This is a genomic window from Pseudomonas sp. MDT1-85 (assembly GCF_054898065.1).
In genome coordinates this window covers 2,290,225-2,311,976 of the sequence record NZ_CM142715.1, presented here as the reverse complement: position 1 = coordinate 2,311,976, position 21,752 = coordinate 2,290,225, and the positions used below count along the sequence as shown (strand labels likewise).

Sequence of the window (21,752 nt, the reverse complement as noted above, 5' to 3'; positions counted from 1 at the left end):
TGGCAGAGAGCAACGGGCAATGCCAGGCGGATACAAAAAACTGTGTCGAGGCGCCCGCGATTATTTAGCGATTTTCCCTACACCAAACACCTCCTTTCCCGACTTCTTTCCTCGTTGATCCCCCGCAAAGTCTTGCGCTCCAGATTAATCAGCGCGAGGGACTGCGAATGTTCGAACCTGACAAGGTCCTGGCCTTGAACAATGCCATCGGCTTGCTGGTGGTCGCCGCCATGAATCCCGAGCAGCCGGACGTCGAAGCGCTGCTCGGTGATTTTCGACTTTGCCTCAACAACTACGAGGCCTGGGCAGAAAACTTCTGGACCGGCGGGGCGCTGAATGTCGAGCAGGTATTCAAGGTCGGCAACGAAGTTCGACTCAGCGCGCCAAAGGACTCCACCACCCCTGTCAGTTCGACGCTCGCCATGTGCCCGGCCAGCGGTCCGTTGACCCTGGTGCATCTGTTCGAGGCAGCGCGTTTCGTGCCGATCGGCAATACGCCGGTGATGCTCGAACCGGTTATCTCGCAGCGCAATGGCGAACCGACGTTCGGTGAGCCCGTCCACGAAACCATTGGCCCCAGCGGCATCCTCGAAATCCCCGACTGCTGGCGGGGCCAGCGTTATCGCATCACCTTCTTTCCCAATGTTTGCGCTGATCACGTCAAAGCGCTCTATGCCTCCTATCAGGACGTGATCGGCGACCTGGAAGGCTGGTTGCGCAATGAATGGTCGAGCGAATTCGAGCCTTTATGGGCCGGTTTTTCCGAGGCGGGGTTCACCCAGCGCTACCGCCTGCTGCAACAGGCCGACTGGCGCGGTTTCGAGCGTTCGCTGCACGGTTTGTGGGATGACGTGAAGCAGGTCTACGCCCTGCTGGCAGACCTGCAAACCAATAGCGAAAAACTCCTTGAGTACCTGACCCAAGGCGAGCTCGAGACGCTGCTGAATGCCTCGACTGAAGCCATCGCCAATGTGCTGATGATGTTGAGTGATGAGCCGTTGATGTTCATTCATCTTGCGGCCTTCACCAGTTGGCTGAGGATGTTGCCGCCGCAGTACATCGCCGAAGTAGTGGCGCAAATTCGTACAGAACTGTTGATCAGTTTCCTGCTGGTGCGCCTCACCGGGCCTACGGGCTTGAGGCTCGGCATGAGCGCTAAAGTTCTGGACAAGATCAAGTCCCAGCAGGCTCGGCAGTGGTTGGCGGGGGCCAGTTTGCGGCTGGCCGAACTGACGGCCAAATCTGACCTGACAGCCCACGCTGGTGCGCTCAAACCGCTCGTGGTCCGCGCGCGTAATGCACCGCTGAAACCGGCACCGACGGTTCCGTTACAGATCCGTGCTGGCGACTCTCCCGTTGTACAGGTGAACAATCCGGTTGCCATTGCTCGCGACAAGTCCGACGCCATGACTCGGCTGGGCCGTCACGAACCTCACGACGACGCACCGAATCAGGCGAAAAACCCCAACGGCGACAGTACCGATTGCGCGGCCCTGACCTGCACCAACAACTGTCCGGTGTCGATGGTCACCGGCGAAGAACTGCTGACCCTCACCGACGGTTCGCTGGATGGGCTGCTGCCGTTTGCCTTCACCCGGTTGTACCGAACCAGCGCGGTGGAGATCGATTGCGGACTGGGCTGGGGTTGGAGCCATTCTCTGGCGCAGCGGTTGGAGCTGGACGATGAACAGGTCGTCTGGGTCGACCACGAAAACCGTCGTACGACGTTTCCGCTGCCGAGCATCGAGCGTCCGACGATTCATAACAGTCTATCGCGGGCGTCGATTTACCTCGGGGACGAGCCGCAAGAGTTGATTCTCGCGTTGGCCGGCGAAAAGAGCCGGTTCTACCACTTTCGAGGGGGCCGCTTAACGGCGATCAGCGACGCCTACAACAACCGCCTCCATATCACTCGCGACCGTCAGGAGCGCATTCAACGCCTTGATAACGGCGCCGGTCGTTCGCTGCTGTTGTGCTATGAGCGCAGGCACCTCGTTGCCGTCGAATACCAAACGTTTCACCCCAGCGATTCCTCGGGCGAAGCCTGGCGTACAGAGCAGACGCTGGTTTTCTATCGCTACGACGCTCGCCAACGCTTGATCGAAGCGACCAACGCCGCCGGTGAAAGCGAGCGTTACGACTACGACGACCGGCACGTGATCCTCCAGCGGCAACTGGCCGGTGGCGCGAGTTTCTTCTGGGAGTGGGAACGGTCTGGCAAGGCCGCACGTTGCGTGCGGCACTGGGCTTCGTTTTCGCAGATGGATACGCGTTATGTCTGGGATGACAACGGCAGCGTGGTGGTTAAAAACACCGATGGCAGTGAAGAGGTTTACGAACACGACGACCGCGCACGGCTGGTGCGCCGGGTCGAACTGGGTGGCGGCGAACAGCTCAAGGCCTATGACGATCAGGGCCGGTTGGTGGCCGAGCAGGATCCGCTTGGGGGCGTCACCGAATACTGTTACGACGAAGTCGGACGGTTGGTCGCGCTTATTCCATCGGAAGACGAGCCAACATCCTACGAATACCGCAACGGCTTCCTTCGTGCGCGCTATCGCGGCAAAGCGGTGTGGACCTATCAACGCAATGCGCAGGGTGACGTCACCGAAGCCACCGATCCGCAAGGACATGTCACCCATTATCACTACGACGCTCAGGGGCGTTTGCTGTCGATCCGCTACCCGGACAACAGTCGGCATGCGTTTGTCTGGAATACCTTGGGGCAGTTGCTTGAGGAAACGCTGCCGGACGGTGGGCAGCGAAAGTTTTCCTACGATTCGCTGGGCCAGCAGACGACCCGCCAAGACGAACACGGTGCGGTTACCCAGTACCAATGGGATGCCGTCGGCCGACTGGTTCAGACGACTTTGCCTACCGGCGCCAGCCGCGTCTTCAGTTACAACGCCTACGGCAAAATCACCGCCGAGCGCGATGAACTGGGCCGTGTCACCCGCTATGAATACGCCGACGATTTGCACTTGGTCAGCCGCCGTCTCAATGCCGACGGCACCCAGCTCCAGTATCGCTACGACAACGCGCAGCTGCTGCTCACGGAAATCGAAAACGAATCAGGTGAACAGTATCGCCTGGACTACACGCCCAACGGCCTGATCCGACAGGAAACCGGCTTCGACGGCCGCCGCACCGCTTATAGCTACAACCTCAACGGCCATCTGCAGGAGAAAACCGAGTTCGGTGATGACGACTCGCAGCTGATCACCGGCTATCAGCGGGACTCGGCTGGACGTCTGTTGGTCAAGACCCTACCCGACGGCATCCAGGTCAAGTACCGCTACGACCGCCTCGGCCGACTGGTCAGTGTCGACGACGGCCACGACCATCCGCTGGAATTCGAATACGACGCCCAGGACAGGCTGATCACCGAGCACCAAGGTTGGGGCACCTTGCGTTACCGCTACGACGCCTGCGGCCGACTCAACCACCTGCGCCTGCCGGACAACAGCAAACTCGACTACCAGCACGCCAAGGGCGGCGCGCTGACGGCCATTGACCTCAACGGCACACGCCTCACCACCCACCAGTTTGCCTTCGGTCGCGAACAAAACCGCCAACAGGGCCTGCTGCTCAGCGAATATGCCTACGACGACCAGGGCCGGCTGAAAGCCCATGCTGTCAGCCAACATCAACATCCACTGTACCGTCGCGACTATGCCTACAGCGTCAACGGCAATCTCGACCACATCGCCGACACCCGCCACGGCCAGCGCAGCTACCAATACGATTCGCTCGACCGCCTGATCCGCGTCCGCCATTCCCGTGACCAACCACCGGAAAGCTTCGCCCACGACCCGGCTGGCAACCTGTTGATGCAGGATCGTCCCGGCGTTGCGAAGGTGCTGAGTAATCGCCTGCTCATACAAGGCGATCGACATTACGACTACGACGCCTTCGGCAACCTGATCTGCGAGCGTCGCGGCACCGCGCAAAAACTCGTCACCGAATACCGCTATGACTGCCAGCATCGGTTGATCGGCGCCACCCTGCCTAACGGCAGCCAAGCCACTTACCGCTACGACGCCTTCGGCCGCCGTATCAGCAAAACCGTCGATGGCAAAACCACCGAGTTCTTCTGGCAAGGCGACCACCTCGTCGCCGAACACAGCCAGGACCACCATCGAAGCTACATCTACGAACCCGGCACCTTCCGTCCCCTGGCCATGCTCGACGGCAAAGGCCCGCACCAAGCCTGCCCGTTCTACTACCAACTCGACCACCTCGGCACACCGCAAGAACTCACCGACTACAGCGGCGACATCATCTGGGCCGCCCGATACACCGCCTATGGCCGCCTCACCCGCCTCAACCGCGACACCCACCAAATCCTCGATCAGCCGCTACGCTTTCAAGGGCAGTATTTCGACGCGGAAACCGGCCTGCATTACAACCGGCATCGCTACTACAATCCGGACCTCGGGCGGTATCTGACGCCGGACCCGAGCAAGTTGGCGGGCGGGTTAAACGGCTATCAGTACACGCGCAATCCGACGGGTTGGGTTGATCCGTTGGGGTTGAGTGAATGCCCTGGAAGGGATGGGTGTAAGAAGCCGTCGTTTGGGGATGAGGATCCGACGGGTAAGGTGGGGGTTGATGAGGGGGAGCCAACAACTCCTAATCCTACTCGAGGGCCAGTCGATTTTGGGACAAGAGACAAACTCAATGAACATTTTGACAAACACGGCAAAGAGTTTGGGGCAAGAAACACCGACGACTATCTCAGCACAGCACGTTACGTCATGAAAAACGGAATAAGAATCCAGTATCCTTACAAAAATGAAACGCGAACAGGATTCGTGATGTTCTTGGGGAATAACAGCAAAGGAAAAGCAAAATTCTCGTTCGTCGGCACAAATAACCAGCAAGAAATAACAACATTGCATACCAAAACAGGGAAAGATTTTTGGAAAGCGATTAACAACGACGCTCAAGACAAAACGATCAGGCCTCACGATGAATAATGTAAAAATAGCAAAAGTTCTTCATATCAGCGACACGAACGAAGAACATGTAACACTGCTAATCAACGAACATATCATTGATTGCTTTGCGAATTCATGCCCCTACGAAATAGAAGTCGGAAAAATATACAACATAGAGCTGACAATGAATTTATCTGATTCGTACCAAATAAAAAAAATCTCTTGCGCGGATGCCTTGATCGAGAAAATCGGAGGCTATGCCTATTTTTTATTCGGAACATTGAGAAGCGGCGTGTTTGAATCCTTTACAGATCTCCATGATGAGGATGTGCATTATGATTACCCAGAACTTAATGATCAGTTCATAAAGTTAGAAGTAGACCGAATCGATGTGAATTTTCTGTAATCCAAGACAAGCACCCGAATTAACAAAAGCGATTGGTGCCAGAAATGCGAATACGGGGTTGAGCAACTCCATAGTTTCCTGAAATAAAAAAGCCCAGCTTGATACTGGGCTCCTTTCTTCAATAACGGCTCCCGTTAGTCCCTGAACTACTAGTATCTGTCAGTCCCCCCGCCAGCACTTCCCGAACTCTCATTCCCCCCAGAACCACCTGATTCTCCAGACCCACTTCCAGAACCACTCTCCATCGAACCTCCCTCGCTCATCGAGCCACTTCCCTTCCCCGGGCTGGTGCTACTTCCACTGGCATCGCCGCCATTCCCACCACCAATGGTGTCCGGTGGCGGCACCTTTCCGTCCGAGGAAGCTGCATTCATTTCCGAGTAAGGTGGCATCCCGCCCTTGTCGACCGGCGCATCGCGGCCAGAAGATTGGGCAAACGCCGCCAATGAACTGATCGACAATAAGCCGACCACCGTCAGGGTCGTCAGTTTTGACCTGATCATGGCGCACCTCCTTTAAAGAGTGCTTTACCTGATGTCTGGCAGCGGTCGCTTTTTAAAGGTGCCGCACAATCGACGAGCGGCGATGGATCGCTGCGCAGGTTTCAGCTCGGTTCTCCCGATAGATCATCACCGGCAATGTCCGGGTCTTCCGGGTCGGCTTCCACATCACCGCGCTTCACATCATCGGTGGGTACTTGTTCCACACCGGTGTCGTCATCGTCGGGCGGGCGCTGATCGCGACTCAGGGAGTCGGTGGGTGAAGGCAGCGGATATTCGGGGGTATCGTCGTCGATATCGGAGTCTTTTGGATCAGCGTTCATAACGCACCTCTCAATGGACCTGAAAAGCAGATCCTGACATTTCGAGGACAACACGATAGACACGGTTCGATCAGAGGGACGATCGGTCGGCCCGACCGCAAAACACCATCACTCGTCGTCTTCCTCGTCATAGTCATCATACTCGAGGTTGCCCACGTCGCCTGCGTCATCGGCATCGTTGAGCGGCACCGTGGCGTCGTCCATCAGAGACCCCGGATCTTCGTTGCCAGGATCGTTGATCGGACCTTCATCTTCCATGCCTTCGGTTTGCGGAGTCATGACATGCCTCACAACGTTCAGGGGTGTATGAAGTTCGAGGCGTCCTCCAGGAAAACGTTCCTGAGTCCTGGTGACAGAAACGAAAAACCCGGCGCCGGGCCGGGTTTCTACTGTTACTCGATGTCGAATCTAGTGGTGTTTATTCTTGTGTTTATGCTTGTGCTTGCCGCCACCGGAATGCGAGTTGTCGCTGTCATTACCCAGGTTGCTGCCCACCGCGCCACCGGCTGCACCGCCCACACCTGCGCCGATGGTTGAACCGGTGGAGCCGCCCAGGCTATTGCCGATCACTGAGCCGCCCGCCGCGCCGATACCGCCGCCAACGGCCGCTTCTGTTCGACTGCCCTTGCGCGCACCGACCGCGCTGCCTGCCGCACCGCCGACGCCAGCGCCAACGGCTGCTCCTGTGCTGCCGCCTAGTTGACCGCCGACCACGTTACCCAACGCGCCGCCAAGACCACCGCCCACTGCAGCGGTGCCGTCGCCGGCAGCCATCGCACCCTGAGCGACCAAAAGTCCCAAAACCACCGTGGACAATGTCAAACGCATGATATGAACCTCTAATTTCCGCATCGGGGGAAGATCGTGCCGCGGATAGGCCTCAGCCTGGCATCTGCGTCTGTTGAACAGCAAAGCAAATACCGACTGTAAGAGATTTGAGCCACATACGGGAGAAACGTTCCAAAACGAAAAAGCCCGGCATCAAGCCGGGCTTTTTCAGCGGATCATTCAGAATCAGCGACCCTTTTTGGACAGATTGCTGCCCACGCCGCCGCCCAATGCACCACCCAGACCGGCGCCGATGGTGGAACCCGTCTTGCCGCCCAGACTGTTGCCGATCACCGAACCGCCCGCCGCGCCGACACCGCCGCCGATGGCCGCTTTGGTGCGGCTGCCTTTGCGTGCTGCAACAGCACTGCCGGCTGCGCCCGCTACGCCAGCACCAATCGCTGCACCTGTGCTGCCGCCCATTTTCTGACCAACCACATTACCCAGCGCACCACCCAGACCACCACCGAGCGCGGCAGTGCCATCACCGGCAGCCATCGCACCTTGAGCAACCAAAAGGCCCAGAACCAGAGCAGGCAGTGTCAAACGCATAACGTGAACCTCAAAAAAAGGGGAAACCGAAAGGCCGGAGATTGAATGCTTTAGAGGAGGCAAAGTCCAGACACAAACACGGAACAACCTCATCATTGGCGACGGTTGGACAGCATTTATGGAAAAGGTTTTATGACAGGATCGAGTAGGAGGCGGATTTACATCCGCCGTCCTCTCACACCACCGTACATACGGTTCCGTATACGGCGGTTCAGGTTACACGGCTAAGCCGATCTATCGTATCCAGTATCGAGATCAGCCCGAGTCGGTCCCACAGCTTCTTCGGCAGCGCCTGATTCATATGAGGCGCTCCCGAGTTCCACCATGGGCCTCGGCCATTGACTGCCGATTTACACGCCCGCGCCTCATTAAGTCCCAAGCGTATCAAGTTGCGCGCCCTCGTAGAGGGCCGCTTCCATTGACGCCAGACGACACAGCGAAGCTTGCGACGCACCCAGCCGTCCAGTTCCTCAAGTGGCCGTTTGCTTTGGCTCAGTTTGAAGTAGCCCGCCCAACCACGCAGCACGGGGTTTATCCGCTCGATGATATTCGCCATCTTGTGGCCCCGCGCTTTACGTAGCAGCTCTCTGAGTCGGTCGCGCAAGCGACCTAGACTCATCGTCGCCACTCTCAGCTTCGGTTGCTGATGCCAGCTCATCCCGTAACCCAAGTAATCACACTTCCAAGACCTCGCAACTCGGCTCTTGTCCCGGCTCAGCGTCAGTTTCAGGCGCTGATTCAGGAAGCGCTCAACACTCCTCATCACTCGTTCGCCAGCACGAGGGCTGCGCACATAGATGTTCGCATCGTCGGCATAACGCACAAAACGATGCCCCCGTCGTTCCAGCTCGCGGTCGAGTTCGTTGAGCAGGATGTTCGACAGCAACGGCGAGAGCGGGCCGCCTTGCGGCGTCCCTTCCTGCCGTCGGCTGGCGATACCGCCTGACATCGTTCCCGCTTCGAGGTAACGATGGATCAGCTTGAGCACCCGCTTGTCTTCGATTTGGCGCGCCAGATAAGCCATCAGGATGTCGTGATTAACCCGATCAAAGAACTTCTCAAGATCGAGTTCCACGCACCAGCGATGCCCTGCCGCCACATGGGCGCGGGCTTTCTCGATGGCTTGGTGGGCGCTTCTGCCCGGTCGGAAGCCGTAGCTATAGTCCGAGAATAGCGGGTCGAAGATCGGCGTGAGCTGTTGCAGCAATGCCTGTTGGATCAGGCGATCCACAACGCTGGGAATACCCAGCTGCCGGGTGCCGCCTTTGGGTTTGGGGATGTCGACGGCGCGTACACCTTGCGGGTGGTACTCGCCGGCCAGCAACCTCTTCTGGAGGGTCGGCCAATACTGTTTCACATAGTCCGCCAACTGGTCGACCGTCATGCCATCGGCACCCGGCGCGCCCTTGTTGCTGACTACGCGATGATACGCACGTCTGAGGTTGGCGGGTGCAAGCACCCGCGCCATCAGCGTGTCCGGCTCCGCGTTCGTCCACGTCACAGACGCCGTCGATACCTTTGCGCTATCAGCCGTCATCCTCGGATTCTGTCCGGGACTCGGAGTAACAGTCTTCTCTGGGAGAAATTTCTGCATTTCGGTATTCAACGAGACTCTGACGCCTACTGGCGGCATAACCTGTTCGGCCCTTGGTGGCAGGGTTATTTGCCACTTACTACGGCCTCGGCTGACTTCTGCACGCTCATCCCGTCGCCTCTCGACGCGCGGTAGCACAGTGGCAAACGTGCAGATCTCCCAGGGTAATTCGCGCGACCTTCCTGCTTATGCCTGTCGGATCTACGTCACAGCGTTCCGTGCAAGTACTGGGCTTTGAAGATTTTGGCCTTCTTACCCCGCTGCGCCGCCTCTATCCGCTTCCTGTTCGTCAGGCCAGCATTTTGCCTCGGGCTTCCTTCAGATTCGCAGTCACCCGCGACACCCTTGCCTCTGGCTAACACTTCCCCTTGCCGGGTGTGTAGAGGACTTTCACCTCCAAGTCACCAGCGTGGCCACCACAGCCCAGCTGGTTGCGCTTGCGCGCAACGCGACATGCCTGGCGCACCAAAAAAAAGCCCGCTGGGGAGACGGGCCAGGGTACTGCTTTCTAACGGATGAGCTGAGCCTACGTAGGCTGGTGTGAAAAGTTTGTGAAAAAAACCACTAGTGTCCGCCATGTTGTAGGACGTTTCTCCGCATTGCCTCCAAACACGCTTTCTACCCTTCAAAAACAAGAAACCCCGCTCAATGGCGGGGCTCGTACGAGTCACTGTTTACTTCTTGGAAGGCGCACCCAGCTTGGGCATGAATTTCGACTTCGGCCCCCGAGTTCGAGGCACTGTAGATTTGATTTTGTTGATCTTGATACGGTCTTCACCGAAGCTCGGCACATAGTCCGACTGACCACACTGCACGCAATTATTGATTGGAAACTCCGCCCCGTCGTCTTCGATATACGGCTCAGTCATCTCTTCGCTCCTCTCAGCGGGTCGATACCGGCAAGCCCTATTTGCCTGAAAAATATCGACCACCCAGGATTTTGAGACTAGCCGGTCATTCTCGGACTTGTGATTCAGATTGTTACGTGCCCGACGAATGGCCAGCGCCTGCTTCCTACAAAATCGGATGGCGAAAAAACAAAATGTGCCCGCCCCCCCCCCTCAAGATTTTTTCCCCACCCACTTACCGCAGCTTGACCGCCGTCCCGGTCACAAACACCACCACCATTCCACCCTTGCCGGCCGGCATGCTGATCTCGTAATCGAGCCCTACCACCGCATCCGCCTGAAGCGCCCGTGCCCGCTCCTTGATCTCGTCGGTGGCCTGAATTCGCGCATCCTTCAATGCCCGCTCCAATGTCTGAGAACGCCCACCGAAAAAATCCCGCATGCCTGCGAACAGATCGCGGATCACATTAACGCCCTGCACCGACTCAGCGCTGACGATGTCCAGGTAAGCGGTGATTTGCCGACCTTCGATGGTGTGGGTTGTGGTGGTGATCATGAAATGTCCTTGTTCAAGCTGTCGTAGATGGGGTGAAACGACGGGAAAAACGGCGCGAGAATTGAGTATAGAGATCGATTACCGTCAAGGGGTTTGGCAGTCTAACAGGGGGAGCGGAACTCACCTGAAATGGGTGTCCGGTTTCATTAGACCACTACAATTTTGCACCCTGAAGGCGCAAAACCAACACCCCTCTCCGCGCGGCTCATATGAGGTGCCAAAACCGATGAAAGCCCCCAACCATCTGGCTTTCCAGCATTGCTTCCCACACGCCTATCAATCGTCCTACATCAATTTCGGAAGCGCCTTCGCTGATGCCGCCAGGCATGAAATCCAGACACCAGAAACCACAAAACCCCTGACTTCTCTCGAAATCAGGGGTTTTGTGCACATCGAATTTGGCGGTGAAGGAGAGATTCGAACTCTCGATACAGTTTCCTGTATACACACTTTCCAGGCGTGCTCCTTAAGCCACTCGGACACTTCACCGTATCTCTTCAAACATGTTCTGTCTGTCGAGGCGCGCTAATGTAGTCGAAAGCTTTTCTGATGGCAAACATTTTTTTCAGAATTTTCATGCGGTTAACGCCGTTAACCCTTTCATGCCGTTCAAGGGTATGGCAAACCTGCCAATCTCCGGCTTTGCCTTCCCTTCTATATAGAAGCCAATGCGCGGCGGACGTGGCTGACTACGCCTGGTGGGCGGCGAAAGGGTGACTGGTGAGTCAGTCACGGCGCTTTACCTGGCCTACGGCGGTGGGTAACGTCTGCCTTACTTTATTAGAAGGATTGGCGTCATGAGTGAGTTGATTTCTTACCATCTCGAAGACGGTATCGCGACCCTGACCTTGAGCAATGGCAAGGTCAATGCCATCTCGCCGGATGTGATTGTTGCGTTTAACGCTGCGCTGGATCGGGCGGTGGCGGATCGGGCGGTGGTGATCATTACCAGTCAGCCGGGCATTTTTTCGGGTGGTTATGACTTGAAGGTGATGACGGCCGGCCCTAAAGAGGCCACTGCACTGGTGGCTGCCGGTTCGACGCTGGCTCGTCGCCTGCTGTCGCACCCGTTCCCGGTGGTCGTGGCGTGCCCTGGGCATGCGGTGGCCAAGGGTGCGTTTATTCTGTTGTCGGCGGACTACCGCATTGGTGTCGATGGCCCGTTCAGCATTGGTCTGAACGAAGTGCAGATCGGCATGACCATGCACCATGCCGGTATTGAGCTGGCGCGTGATCGTCTGCGCAAGTCGGCGTTTCATCGTGCGGTGATCAATGCCGAGATGTTCAATCCGCAGAGTGCTGTGGATGCCGGTTTCCTTGATGTGGTGGTGTCGGCCGAAGAGCTGCAAGGCGCGGCGCTGGCGGCGGCTCGTCAGTTGAAGAAGCTCAACATGATCGCCCACAAGAACACCAAGCTGAAAGTGCGCAAGGCACTGCTGGAGACACTGGACAACGCGATCATCCTGGATCAGGAGCATATGGGTTAAGCCCGAACGCGTTGCACCGAAAAGCCCGACCGTCGTGTCGGGCTTTTTCTTGCGTGTCTGGTTTAAAACCTTACAACCGCTCTAGGCCGCATCTGACCCATAAGTCGGAAACATGCGCTCAAACATCGGCTATCTCCCACTTCTATAGCGGCAATTGCCGAAAACAGTGCACATCCGTACACTGCGCCACCTTTTGTCCCGGTGGGCCCTTTAAATGCTGTTTGTGTTTCGTATGTTATTGATGGGCTTGCACTTTATTCTGGCCGGCCTGCTTGGCGTGATTCTCGGTCTATGCCGGCCGTTTAATCCGGACAACAGTCGTTTATGCGCGCGTCTGTATGCGTGGCCGGCGATGTGCATTTTGCGTTTGCGGGTGAAGGCCGACGTCGGGCCGTTGATGGATAAGCCTGACAGCTGCGTGATCATTGCCAACCACCAGTCCAACTACGATCTGTTTGTGTTCGGCAACGTGGTGCCCCGCCGCACCGTGTGCATTGGCAAGAAGAGCCTGAAGTGGGTGCCATTGTTCGGGCAGTTGTTCTGGCTGGCCGGCAATGTGTTGATTGACCGCGGCAATGCGCACAAGGCACGTCAGTCGATGCTGACCACGACTCATACCTTGCAGAATGAAGACACCTCGATCTGGGTCTTCCCGGAAGGCACGCGCAACCTCGGCGAAGAGCTGCTGCCATTCAAGAAAGGCGCGTTCCAGATGGCGATTGCCGCGGGCGTGCCAATCGTGCCGGTGTGTGTCAGCAGTTACGTCAAACACATGCGATTGAACCGCTGGCGCAGTGGGAAAATTCTGATCCGCTCGCTGCCGGCGATTCCTACAGCGGGATTGAGCCTGGATGACATGCCGATGCTGATCGCCCAGTGCCGAGAGCAGATGCGCGAGTGCATCGACTCGATGGATCGGCAACTGCAAGCCGCTTGAAAGAAACCCGCCCTGTGCGGGTTTTCTTTTGCCAGCGAACTCTACAGATTTTGCTGACTCTCAAGCAGCAGACAAGGTTAAGCTGAGTCCTGCCTGGCACTGCCAGTCTTTACCAATAGAAAGCGGCTAATAAGAAGTGAATCACCATCATGGGTAGAGTCGTTGCTGCTGCGGTTTACAGCGCCGGTAAGAAAGTCACCAATATCACCCTCGATGAAGGCGCTGCCTGGGCTGCCAAGCCTGGCCACTTTGTGTGGATTGGCCTCGAAGAACCGAACGCCCAGGAGCTGTTCAACCTGCAACGCCAGTTCAACCTGCACGAACTGGCCATCGAAGATGCCCTGGAAAAACACAGCCGACCGAAGCTGGAAACCTTCGGCGACGCGCTGTTTATCGTCACGTATTCGCCGATCCGCAATGAAGGCAAACTGCAGTTCATCGAGACTCATATCTTCGCCGGCAAGGGTTACATCATTACCGCACGCAATGGTCATTCAGCGTCCTACGCCCTTGTCCGACAGCGTTGTGAGGCGCGGCCGCTGTTATTGGAGCATGGGGAAGATTTCGTACTCTATGCCATCCTCGACTTCGTGATTGAAAACTACCAGCCGATGGGCGAAGCGATCCATGCCGAGATCGATGAGCTGGAGAGCAGCGTAATGTGTAGCTCCCTGAATGAGCGCGACATTCAAAAACTCCACAGTCTGCGCCGTGATGTATTGCGCTTGCGCCGGTTTGCGGCGCCGATGGTGGAGATCGGTGAGGAATTGCAGAACCTGAGCTTTCCATTTATCGACAAGAACATGCGTCCGTATTTCCGCGATGTGCAGATTCACGTCAGACGGCAAATGGAAGACCTGACGACCCTGGCAGACATCGCCAGCCAGACCATCGAGATCGGTGTGTTGCTGGAGGCGTCACGCCAGAGTGTGGTGCAGCGCAAATTTGCGGCGTGGGCGGCGATTCTGGCGTTCCCGACGGCGGTGGCCGGGATTTACGGGATGAACTTCGAAAACATGCCGGAGCTGACCTGGCATTACGGGTATTTCGGGGTGTTGGGGTTTATTACCGTTGGATGTGTCGGTTTGTGGACGAGTTTCAAGCGGTCGGGGTGGTTGTAGTCAGGATCGAGGCGTCTGCGAAATTCGCGGGCAAGCCTCGCTCCTACAGGAGTTTCGGTGTTCTTGTAGGAGCGAGGCTTGCCCGCGAAGCTTTAAGGCTTAACCGACTCAACCTCAGGCTTATGCGCCACAAACCGCATCATCCACTCTGCGACGGTAGTGCCGTGATGCTCGTGTTCAAGACTCGCCATACCTTTCGAATAAATCTGCTCGCCCAGCGCTTCCTGACGAATATCCAACAATGCGCGCGAGTAATCGTGAATGAACTCCGGGTGCCCCTGAAAGCACAGCACTTGATCATTGATGTGGTACGCGGCGAACGGGCAGAAATCGCTCGAAGCAATCACCGTAGCGTTTTCCGGTAGCGCGGTGACCTGATCCTGATGGCTGATCAGCAGCGTCAGCTCCTCCCTCAATGGGCTCATCCACGGCGCCTTGGCCGCGAGTTTGTAGCGATGGGTGCCGACGCCCCAACCCTGGGGCGCCCGCTCACTTTTGCCACCCAATAACAGCGCCAACAACTGATGGCCGAAGCACACGCCCAACAGTTTGTCGCCGCGCTCGTAGCGGTTCAGCAGGTACGTCTTGAGTGTTTCAATCCACGGATCGGTACCGAAGGAATCGGCCTTGCTGCCGGTGACCAGATACGCATCAAAAGTCTCGTCATCGCTGGGATAATCGCCCTGCATCACGTTGTACACGGTGAACTCGGCAGCGATGGGTTGCTGCGAAAACAGACGCTGGAACATCTGCCCGTAACCCTGATATTGATCGACCAGTTCCGGACGCAGGATGTCGGTTTCCAGAATGCAGATGCGTAACGACATAAAAAATACCTGACACATGACGGGAATAATGCACACCCTAGAGCCTGCCTTGAAACACGGTGGCAAGGCAAGCCCCGGAACGCGTCATCGGTCCCTTGGACCACCCCCTTAGAACAAGGCGTTTTTGGCGGCTTTCTCCAACAGCAGCGCGGGCGGTGTGAAACGCTCGCCGTATTGCTCGGCCAGGTACTGCGCGCGGGCGATGAAGTCTTTCACGCCGTACTGGTTGATGAACTGCAGCGCACCACCCGTCCAGGCCGCGAAGCCAATGCCGAAAATCGAGCCAACGTTGGCATCCGCCGTCGAGGTCAACACTCCCTCTTCCATGCAGCGCACGGTTTCGATGGCTTGGACGAACAGCAGTCGATCGCGTATGTCCTTCGGCGAAATCTGCCCATCGGCTGTCTCGAAATGGGTTTTCAGCTCTGGCCACAAATGCTTCTGCCCTGTGGTCGGGTAATCGTAGAAACCACCTCCAGCGGCCTTGCCCGGACGCTTGTATTCCTTGAGCAACAAGTCAATCACAGCGAACGCCGGGTGCTCAACCAGGGTTTTCCCTTCTGCTCGCAGGTCTTGGGCGGTTTGCTCGCGGATATGGCTCATGAGGCTGAGGGAAACTTCGTCGGAGATCGCCAGAGGCCCGACAGGCATGCCGGCCTTGCGCGCTTCGGTCTCGATCATCGGCGCGCTCACGCCTTCGCCGAGCATGGCGATTCCTTCGTTGGTGAAGGTGCCAAACACTCGTGAGGTAAAGAAGCCGCGACTGTCGTTGACCACAATCGGGGTTTTCTTGATTTGCAGGACGAAATCGAAACCGCGAGCCAGGGTTTCTTCGCTGGTATGTACACCTTTGATGATTTCCACCAGCGGCATTTTCTCCACGGGACTGAAGAAATGCAGGCCGATGAATTTCGTCTGGTCTGGCACGGCGGTGGCCAGGCCACTGATCGGCAAGGTCGAGGTGTTGGAGGCGATGACCGCGTCCGGGCCGACGACGGTTTGCGCTGCTGATGAGACCTTGGCCTTCAGTTCGCGATCTTCAAACACCGCTTCAATGATCAGATCGCAACCCGCCAGGTCCGCATCGTTTTCGGTGGCATGGATTCGCGCCAGAATCGCCTCGCGCTGCTCCCGAGGTAACTGACCACGCGCAACCTTTTTGTCCAGCAACGCCGCCGAGTGGGCCTTGCCCTTTTCCGCCGCGGCGAGGTTGATGTCTTTGAGCACCACGTCGATGCCGGCCGATGCGCTGACAAACGCGATGCCCGCGCCCATCATCCCGGCACCGAGCACGCCGACTTTCTTCGTCACGTAAGGCGCTATGCCTTGGGGCCTCGAGCCGCCGGCATTGATCTCATTGAGCTGAAACCAGAATGTGCCAATGAGGTTTTTCGACACCTGGCCGGTGGTCAGCTCGGTGAAGTAGCGGGTTTCGATCAGGTGCGCCGTGTCGAAATCTACCTGGGCGCCTTCCACCGCAGCACAGAGAATTTTCTCCGGCGCGGGCAGACAGCCCTGTGTTTTGCTACGCAGGATCGATGGCGTGATGGCCAGCATCGGCGCGAGCTTCGAGTCCGACGGCGTGCCGCCAGGGATCTGATAACCCTTCACGTCCCAGCGCTGCACAGCGACCGGGTGAGCGACAATCCACGCCCGTGCCTTGGCCATCAGTTCATCGCGATCGGCTGCCAACTCGTCGATCAACCGCGCCTGCAACGCCTGTTGCGGCCGGATTTTCTTGCCTTCAAGCAGATACGGCAGAGCTTTTTCGATGCCCAGCATACGCACCATGCGCACCACTCCGCCGCCGCCTGGCAACAGGCCGAGAGTGACTTCCGGCAGGCCAAGCAGCACCGACGGGTTGTCCAGCGCGACGCGGTGATGACAGGCTAGACAGATTTCCCAACCGCCACCGAGCGCCGCGCCGTTAATGGCGGCGACCACCGGTTTGCCGAGGGTTTCCAGGGTGCGCAGTTGGCCCTTGAGTGTCAGCACCCTGTCGTAAAAGGCTTTGGCTTCGGGTTTGCCGACCTTGATCAGTTCATTGAGGTCGCCGCCGGCGAAGAAGGTTTTCTTGGCCGAGGTAATGATGACGCCGGCAATGGCGTCCTTTTCGGCGACCAGTCGGGCGACGCAGGTGGCCATGGCGTCGCGGTAGACCGCGTTCATGGTGTTGGCGCTCTGGTTCGGCATGTCGATGGTCAGGACGACAATCTGGTCCTGACCCTTTTCGTAACGGATGGCTTGGGTCATGGCAATTTTCCTCGAGTCAGATTTTCTTAAAGTCATGCTCAGAGGCGTTCGATGATGGTGGCAATGCCCATGCCGCCGCCGACACACAATGTCGCGAGGCCATAGCGCAGGCGCCGGGTTTCCAGTTCATCGAGCAGCGTGCCGAGAATCGCGCAACCGGTGGCGCCAAGCGGGTGGCCCATGGCGATGGAGCCGCCGTTGACGTTGACCTTGTCGGGGTCGATGGCCATGTCCTTGATGAACTTGAGCACCACCGAGGCGAACGCTTCGTTGACTTCGAACAGATCGATGTCTTCGACCCGCAGCCCGGCCTTGGCCAGCGCCTTGCGAGTGGCCGGCGCCGGGCCGGTGAGCATGATGGTCGGGTCGGTGCTGGTGACCGCCGTGGCGACGATTCGCGCCCGTGGCTGCAAGCCCAGCGCCCGCCCCTTGGCTTCGGAGCCGATCAACATCAGCGCCGCGCCATCGACGATCCCGGAACTGTTGCCCGGCGTGTGCACGTGGTTGATCCGCTCGACCTGGCTGTAAACCCGCAATGCCGTGGCGTCGAAGCCCATTTGCCCGATCATTTCAAAACTCGGCTTGAGCTTGCCCAGGCCTTCCATGGTCGAATCGGCGCGAATGAACTCATCGTGATCGAGCAGGATGATGCCGTTCTGGTCCTGTACCGGCACCAGCGACTTGTTGAACGAACCGTTTGCCCGTGCCCGCGCCGCCTTCTGCTGGGAGAGCAACGCGAAGGCATCGACGTCCCGACGGCTGAAGCCTTCAATCGTGGCAATCAGGTCGGCACCCACGCCTTGGGGCGTGAAATGGTTGTGCAAATTGGTTTCCGGGTCCAGCGCCCAAGCACCGCCGTCGCTGCCCATGGGCACGCGGGACATCGATTCGACGCCACCGACTACCACCAGGTCTTCGAAGCCGGAACGCACTTTCATCGCTCCGAGGTTCACCGCTTCCAGCCCCGACGCGCAAAAGCGATTGAGCTGCATGCCAGCCACGCTGACGTCCCAATCGGCCACCTGCGTGGCGGTCTTGGCGATGTCGGAACCCTGCTCGCCGATGGGCGTCACGCAACCGAGCACCACATCGTCGACCTGACTGGTGTCCAGGGACGTGCGCTGCTGCAGCGCCGTCAGGAGCCCGGCCACCAGATTCACTGGCTTGACGCTGTGCAAGGCGCCATTGGCCTTGCCTTTACCCCGGGGCGTGCGTAACGCGTCGAATATCAAAGCTTGGGTCATGGTGTCCTCGAACCTGGTGGTGGATAAAGATCAAAAGATCGCAGCCTTCGGCAGCTCCTACAGGAGACCGTGTGATCCTGATCTTTATGCCCCTCACCTTATGCCCAGCAGCCGTGGATTCAATGACCACAGCGCTCATTGGCATTGACGGTCACGCTCAGACGAACGGTAGTCTGCTATCGGATAAACCGATTCCCATCACCAAGCTGTCTAGCAAACGGGCGCCCAAGAAGCTGGCCATAAGCCTCATGCCTTTTTAAAAGCGATGAGTACTCAGCACATACGAAAGGGATCTAAGCCAAGCGTGACGCGGGCCCTAAGGTAAACCTGTACGAAGTTGTCGTCGGGTTTTGCCGAGGCACTCGTCCTACAGGAAGTGCAGCGCTCTGCCGTCATGGATATGCAGGCAGGCACCAGGAAATAACAAAAAAGGCGGTCAAGCCATGTTCAAGCATTCGAAAGTACGTCAAGCCGGGCTCATTCTATTCGCCACAACACTGTTGTTGATTTTGCCGAATCTGACCAAGGTGATTGGCTGATCGAGCATCAGGGTTTCGTTTCGCCTGATAAAAATGTGACTGGCTCGCTACCCGGGTCAGCGTGGCTGTGCCAACCTTTGCGGCACTTCCACGACATGGACGGCGATCATTTGAAAGCGCTCATTCTATTTGGGGCCTTGCTGCTCAGCATGCCTCTGTCTGCCGCACAGCTGAATCTTGAGCTGGGCGCGAGTTCTCGCACCTGGCAGACCGAGCAATTGCTCAAGCATCCTCAGGTTCAGACCATCACGATCACTAACGACGTTTCCTACAAACGGGACATGCGCTATCGCGCCGTGCCGTTGGCGGCATTATTGACGGGCATCAAGCCTGACGATCATCTGCAAGCCGTTGCCCTGGACGGTTTTGCCGCCGAACTGGCCGCCGCGCCGTTGCTCGATACCCAAGGGGCGCGGGCCTGGTTGGCAATTGAAGACCCGGCCCAGCCTTGGCCGCCGTTGTCAGAGGGCAAGCACAGTGCGGGGCCGTTTTACCTGGTCTGGACCGATCCGCAGGCAGGCAACATCAGCCCCGAGCAATGGCCGTTCGAAGTCGCCAGCATCAAGCGCATGGCCCCGGTGGCCGAACGCTTCCCTGCCCTGCTGCCCGATCCTGCGCTGATGGCGGACGATCCGGTGAACAAGGGCTTTGCGCTGTTTCAGAAGAACTGCCTGGCCTGTCATCGACTCAATGGCGCGGGGGATTCGCAGTTCGGGCCGGACCTGAATATTCCGTTCAACCCGACCGAGTACTTCGGCGCGGATTTCCTCAAGCGCTACATTCGTGATCCGCAGAGCTTGCGTCAGTGGCCGCAGGCGAAGATGCCGGCGTTCGCGACGACGGTGTTGCCGGAGGCGGATCTGGAGTTGTTGGTGGGGTATTTGAAGCATATGGCGGGACGCAAAGTGAAGCCCTGACGGTATTCCCCTGTGGGAGCGAGCCTGCTCGCGATGGCGGACTTTCAGTCAGTAAATCTGTGGCTGACACACCGCTATCGCGAGCAGGCTCGCTCCCACAGGGAATTTGTGAAAACCCGGATTACTGCTGTTGCACCGAGATCACCGGCGTCGGCGAAACAAACACCTTCGCATGCATCTGCTCGCACCCGCCCCCACGGCGCATGCCGCGTACCGGGCAGGCGTCGAGGTAATCCAGGCCCACGGCCAGTTTCAGGTGACGCTCCGGGCGAGCCAGTTCGTTGGTTACGTCGAAACTGTACCAGGCGTCATCCAGCCAGGCTTCAGCCCAGGCGTGACTGGCCAGGTGTTCGCAGTTCTCGCTGTACAAATACCCCGACACATAACGCGAGGGAATGCCCAGGCTGCGGGCGCAGGCGAGGAACGCATGGGTGTGGTCCTGGCAGACTCCGGAACGCCCGGCGAAAGCTTGCGCGGCGCTGGTGTCCACTTCGGTGGAACCCGGCGTGTAGGTCATGTGCTGGTTCAGGCCATGCATCAGATCAATCAGCGCCGTACGATCCCGGCGTTGTTTGCAGGCCTTCTCGGCAAACGCGCGCAGGGCTTCGTCGGCTTCGGTCAGGCGCGTGAAACGCAGGAACGGCAGCACCGACTGGCTTTCATGCTCGGCTTCGCGCAGCTCGTCGATGTCTACCTGCCCACGGGCGCCGATAATGATTGCCTCGTGGGGTTCGTCCAGGGTCAGCACATGCAGAATGTTGCCGAACGGATCGAGTTGCGCGCGCACCGGGCGTGGCAAATCAAGCTGCCAACTGAGCACGTGTTGGCGTTCGCTGTCGTGGGGGGTCAGTCGCAGGTACTGGATGCTCGCCCGCACCTGATCTTCGTAGTGATAGGTGGTCTCGTGGCTAATGGAAAGTCTCATGCAGCCTCCAGGTAGGAACTGTGTATGGCGTTGCCCAACTGGCGCACCAGCGGGATGAACTCGGTCAGCCAGGCGTGCAGGCCTTCGTCGAGAATTTCGTTGATACCGGTGTAGCGCAGGCGAGCGTCCATTTCCGCGGCCAGGCGTTGCGCGGGACGACCGTTGGCCCCCGGCAATTGGGCGAGAATCTGGTCGATTTCTTCGGTACAGGCCCTCAAGGATCGCGGCACATCCGCACGTAGCAACAGCAATTCGGCCACATGCCGGGCGCCAGGGGCGTCGCGATAGATCTCGGTATAAGCCTCGAACGATGACAAGGCTCGCAGCAAGGCGCTCCACTGGTAATAGGCGTGGGCCGTGCCGTCGCTGACTGCTTCGGCCTGATCGCCGGCCATTTCGTAACGGGCGTCGAGCAGGCGCAACGTGTTGTCAGCCCTTTCGATAAAGGTGCCCAGACGAATGAACCGGAACGCGTCGTTACGCATGATGGTGCCATAGGACGCACCGCGGAACAGGTGGGAACGTTCCTTGATCCACTCACAGAAACGGCTCATGCCGTAGCGACTCAAGCCCTGCTCGGCGATCCCGCGAATTTCCAGCCAGGTAGCGTTGATGTTTTCCCACATGTCGGCGGTGATTCGCCCACGCACCGCATGGGCGCTGGCTCGCGCGGCACCGAGGCAGCTGTAGATGCTCGCCGGGTTAGCCGCATCCAAAGCGAAAAAGTGCAGCAGCCGTTCGGCATGCAGGTCGCCGTGGCGCTCCAGGTAATCGTCAAGAGTGCCGGTGATCAGCAATGGCATGGCGAGTTCGTGCAAGCCATCGCCACGACCGTCCTGAGGCATCAGTGATAGCGAATAACTGATGTCGAGCATCCGTGCGAGGTTTTCGGCCCGCTCCAGGTAACGCGACATCCAATACAGATCCGAGGCAGTTCTACTTAACATGGCAGGCT

At 58.1% G+C, this 21,752-nt stretch carries 19 protein-coding genes and 1 tRNA gene; 6 read left to right on the top strand and 14 right to left on the bottom strand.

Annotated elements, in window-relative coordinates; translation table 11 throughout:
• Nucleotides 1-167: 167 nt before the first annotated feature.
• Both ACYZT2_RS10530 and ACYZT2_RS10525 read left to right on the top strand, forming a co-directional pair.
• Nucleotides 168-4,979 carry an RHS repeat-associated core domain-containing protein gene (locus tag ACYZT2_RS10530; protein ID WP_461971894.1) on the top strand — a complete coding sequence of 1,604 codons (4,812 nt, stop codon included), beginning with the start codon at nt 168-170 and terminating at the stop codon, nt 4,977-4,979.
• Complete coding sequence (locus ACYZT2_RS10525; RefSeq protein ID WP_461971892.1) at nt 4,972-5,346, top strand: hypothetical protein; 375 nt, start codon at nt 4,972-4,974, stop codon at nt 5,344-5,346. Before ACYZT2_RS10530 ends, ACYZT2_RS10525 begins: the two co-directional genes overlap by 8 nt.
• Nucleotides 5,347-5,495: 149 nt before the next feature.
• Here the strand turns inward: ACYZT2_RS10525 and ACYZT2_RS10520 are convergent, their stop codons facing one another.
• The 9 genes from ACYZT2_RS10520 to ACYZT2_RS10480 form a co-directional block, all read right to left on the bottom strand.
• Complete coding sequence (locus tag ACYZT2_RS10520; protein ID WP_461971890.1) at nt 5,496-5,849, bottom strand: hypothetical protein; 354 nt, start codon at nt 5,847-5,849, stop codon at nt 5,496-5,498.
• 101 nt (nt 5,850-5,950) lie between these two features.
• Nucleotides 5,951-6,169, bottom strand: a complete 219-nt coding sequence (locus ACYZT2_RS10515; RefSeq protein ID WP_461971888.1) for a hypothetical protein — start codon at nt 6,167-6,169, stop codon at nt 5,951-5,953.
• Between the two features lie 108 nt (nt 6,170-6,277).
• Entirely contained in the window at nt 6,278-6,448 is a 171-nt protein-coding gene (locus ACYZT2_RS10510) for a hypothetical protein (protein ID WP_461971886.1), read from the bottom strand.
• A gap of 129 nt (nt 6,449-6,577) precedes the next feature.
• Nucleotides 6,578-6,997: a glycine zipper domain-containing protein gene (locus ACYZT2_RS10505; protein WP_461971884.1), complete on the bottom strand. Its 420-nt coding sequence runs from the start codon at nt 6,995-6,997 to the stop codon at nt 6,578-6,580.
• 186 nt (nt 6,998-7,183) lie between these two features.
• Nucleotides 7,184-7,549, bottom strand: a complete 366-nt coding sequence (locus tag ACYZT2_RS10500; protein ID WP_461971882.1) for a bacteriocin — start codon at nt 7,547-7,549, stop codon at nt 7,184-7,186.
• A gap of 211 nt (nt 7,550-7,760) precedes the next feature.
• Complete coding sequence (gene ltrA, locus ACYZT2_RS10495; protein WP_461968955.1) at nt 7,761-9,182, bottom strand: group II intron reverse transcriptase/maturase; 1,422 nt, start codon at nt 9,180-9,182, stop codon at nt 7,761-7,763.
• A gap of 635 nt (nt 9,183-9,817) precedes the next feature.
• The gene (locus tag ACYZT2_RS10490; protein WP_461971880.1) at nt 9,818-10,012 is read right to left on the bottom strand and encodes a hypothetical protein; all 195 of its coding nucleotides are present in this window, start codon (nt 10,010-10,012) and stop codon (nt 9,818-9,820) included.
• Between the two features lie 214 nt (nt 10,013-10,226).
• Entirely contained in the window at nt 10,227-10,547 is a 321-nt protein-coding gene (locus ACYZT2_RS10485) for a YbjQ family protein (protein ID WP_007902143.1), read from the bottom strand.
• Between the two features lie 399 nt (nt 10,548-10,946).
• Nucleotides 10,947-11,036, bottom strand: a tRNA-Ser gene (locus tag ACYZT2_RS10480).
• A gap of 308 nt (nt 11,037-11,344) precedes the next feature.
• On the opposite strand from ACYZT2_RS10480, the gene ACYZT2_RS10475 reads away from it, so the two are divergent.
• The 3 genes from ACYZT2_RS10475 to ACYZT2_RS10465 all read left to right on the top strand — a co-directional run bounded on the left by ACYZT2_RS10475 (nt 11,345) and on the right by ACYZT2_RS10465 (nt 14,092).
• Entirely contained in the window at nt 11,345-12,034 is a 690-nt protein-coding gene (locus ACYZT2_RS10475) for a crotonase/enoyl-CoA hydratase family protein (protein ID WP_030131619.1), read from the top strand.
• Between the two features lie 214 nt (nt 12,035-12,248).
• On the top strand, nt 12,249-12,971 hold the full coding sequence (locus tag ACYZT2_RS10470) for a lysophospholipid acyltransferase family protein (RefSeq protein WP_461971877.1): 723 nt from the start codon (nt 12,249-12,251) through the stop codon (nt 12,969-12,971).
• 149 nt (nt 12,972-13,120) lie between these two features.
• Entirely contained in the window at nt 13,121-14,092 is a 972-nt protein-coding gene (locus ACYZT2_RS10465) for a magnesium and cobalt transport protein CorA (protein WP_461971875.1), read from the top strand.
• A gap of 92 nt (nt 14,093-14,184) precedes the next feature.
• Here ACYZT2_RS10465 and ACYZT2_RS10460 read toward each other — a convergent pair whose 3' ends face one another.
• The 3 genes from ACYZT2_RS10460 to ACYZT2_RS10450 all read right to left on the bottom strand — a co-directional run bounded on the left by ACYZT2_RS10460 (nt 14,185) and on the right by ACYZT2_RS10450 (nt 18,416).
• Complete coding sequence (locus tag ACYZT2_RS10460; protein WP_461971873.1) at nt 14,185-14,919, bottom strand: amidotransferase; 735 nt, start codon at nt 14,917-14,919, stop codon at nt 14,185-14,187.
• Between the two features lie 108 nt (nt 14,920-15,027).
• Nucleotides 15,028-17,172, bottom strand: a complete 2,145-nt coding sequence (locus ACYZT2_RS10455) for a 3-hydroxyacyl-CoA dehydrogenase NAD-binding domain-containing protein (RefSeq protein WP_461971871.1) — start codon at nt 17,170-17,172, stop codon at nt 15,028-15,030.
• Nucleotides 17,173-17,210: 38 nt separating this feature from the next.
• Nucleotides 17,211-18,416, bottom strand: coding sequence for an acetyl-CoA C-acetyltransferase (locus ACYZT2_RS10450; protein ID WP_461971869.1), 1,206 nt, complete (start codon nt 18,414-18,416; stop codon nt 17,211-17,213).
• Between the two features lie 634 nt (nt 18,417-19,050).
• Between ACYZT2_RS10450 and ACYZT2_RS10445 the strand changes: the two genes are divergently transcribed.
• Complete coding sequence (locus ACYZT2_RS10445; protein ID WP_461971867.1) at nt 19,051-19,872, top strand: c-type cytochrome; 822 nt, start codon at nt 19,051-19,053, stop codon at nt 19,870-19,872.
• 121 nt (nt 19,873-19,993) lie between these two features.
• Here the strand turns inward: ACYZT2_RS10445 and ACYZT2_RS10440 are convergent, their stop codons facing one another.
• Both ACYZT2_RS10440 and ACYZT2_RS10435 read right to left on the bottom strand, forming a co-directional pair.
• Entirely contained in the window at nt 19,994-20,797 is an 804-nt protein-coding gene (locus ACYZT2_RS10440) for a transglutaminase family protein (RefSeq protein WP_461971865.1), read from the bottom strand.
• A complete protein-coding gene (locus tag ACYZT2_RS10435; RefSeq protein WP_010456611.1) occupies nt 20,794-21,744 on the bottom strand; it encodes an alpha-E domain-containing protein in 951 nt (316 codons plus the stop codon). The genes ACYZT2_RS10440 and ACYZT2_RS10435 overlap by 4 nt, the downstream gene beginning before the upstream one ends.
• Nucleotides 21,745-21,752: the final 8 nt, after the last annotated feature.

Excerpts from the sequence above, each read along its gene's own strand:
- ACYZT2_RS10530 (WP_461971894.1), top strand. The coding sequence starts at position 168 with ATGTTCGAACCTGACAAGGTCCTGGCCTTGAACAATGCCATCGGCTTG.
- ACYZT2_RS10525 (WP_461971892.1), top strand. The coding sequence starts at position 4,972 with ATGAATAATGTAAAAATAGCAAAAGTTCTTCATATCAGCGACACGAAC.
- ACYZT2_RS10520 (WP_461971890.1), bottom strand. The coding sequence starts at position 5,849 with ATGATCAGGTCAAAACTGACGACCCTGACGGTGGTCGGCTTATTGTCG.
- ACYZT2_RS10515 (WP_461971888.1), bottom strand. The coding sequence starts at position 6,169 with ATGAACGCTGATCCAAAAGACTCCGATATCGACGACGATACCCCCGAA.
- ACYZT2_RS10510 (WP_461971886.1), bottom strand. The coding sequence starts at position 6,448 with ATGACTCCGCAAACCGAAGGCATGGAAGATGAAGGTCCGATCAACGAT.
- ACYZT2_RS10505 (WP_461971884.1), bottom strand. The coding sequence starts at position 6,997 with ATGCGTTTGACATTGTCCACGGTGGTTTTGGGACTTTTGGTCGCTCAG.
- ACYZT2_RS10500 (WP_461971882.1), bottom strand. The coding sequence starts at position 7,549 with ATGCGTTTGACACTGCCTGCTCTGGTTCTGGGCCTTTTGGTTGCTCAA.
- ltrA (WP_461968955.1), bottom strand. The coding sequence starts at position 9,182 with ATGCCGCCAGTAGGCGTCAGAGTCTCGTTGAATACCGAAATGCAGAAA.
- ACYZT2_RS10490 (WP_461971880.1), bottom strand. The coding sequence starts at position 10,012 with ATGACTGAGCCGTATATCGAAGACGACGGGGCGGAGTTTCCAATCAAT.
- ACYZT2_RS10485 (WP_007902143.1), bottom strand. The coding sequence starts at position 10,547 with ATGATCACCACCACAACCCACACCATCGAAGGTCGGCAAATCACCGCT.
- ACYZT2_RS10475 (WP_030131619.1), top strand. The coding sequence starts at position 11,345 with ATGAGTGAGTTGATTTCTTACCATCTCGAAGACGGTATCGCGACCCTG.
- ACYZT2_RS10470 (WP_461971877.1), top strand. The coding sequence starts at position 12,249 with ATGCTGTTTGTGTTTCGTATGTTATTGATGGGCTTGCACTTTATTCTG.
- ACYZT2_RS10465 (WP_461971875.1), top strand. The coding sequence starts at position 13,121 with ATGGGTAGAGTCGTTGCTGCTGCGGTTTACAGCGCCGGTAAGAAAGTC.
- ACYZT2_RS10460 (WP_461971873.1), bottom strand. The coding sequence starts at position 14,919 with ATGTCGTTACGCATCTGCATTCTGGAAACCGACATCCTGCGTCCGGAA.
- ACYZT2_RS10455 (WP_461971871.1), bottom strand. The coding sequence starts at position 17,172 with ATGACCCAAGCCATCCGTTACGAAAAGGGTCAGGACCAGATTGTCGTC.
- ACYZT2_RS10450 (WP_461971869.1), bottom strand. The coding sequence starts at position 18,416 with ATGACCCAAGCTTTGATATTCGACGCGTTACGCACGCCCCGGGGTAAA.
- ACYZT2_RS10445 (WP_461971867.1), top strand. The coding sequence starts at position 19,051 with ATGGACGGCGATCATTTGAAAGCGCTCATTCTATTTGGGGCCTTGCTG.
- ACYZT2_RS10440 (WP_461971865.1), bottom strand. The coding sequence starts at position 20,797 with ATGAGACTTTCCATTAGCCACGAGACCACCTATCACTACGAAGATCAG.
- ACYZT2_RS10435 (WP_010456611.1), bottom strand. The coding sequence starts at position 21,744 with ATGTTAAGTAGAACTGCCTCGGATCTGTATTGGATGTCGCGTTACCTG.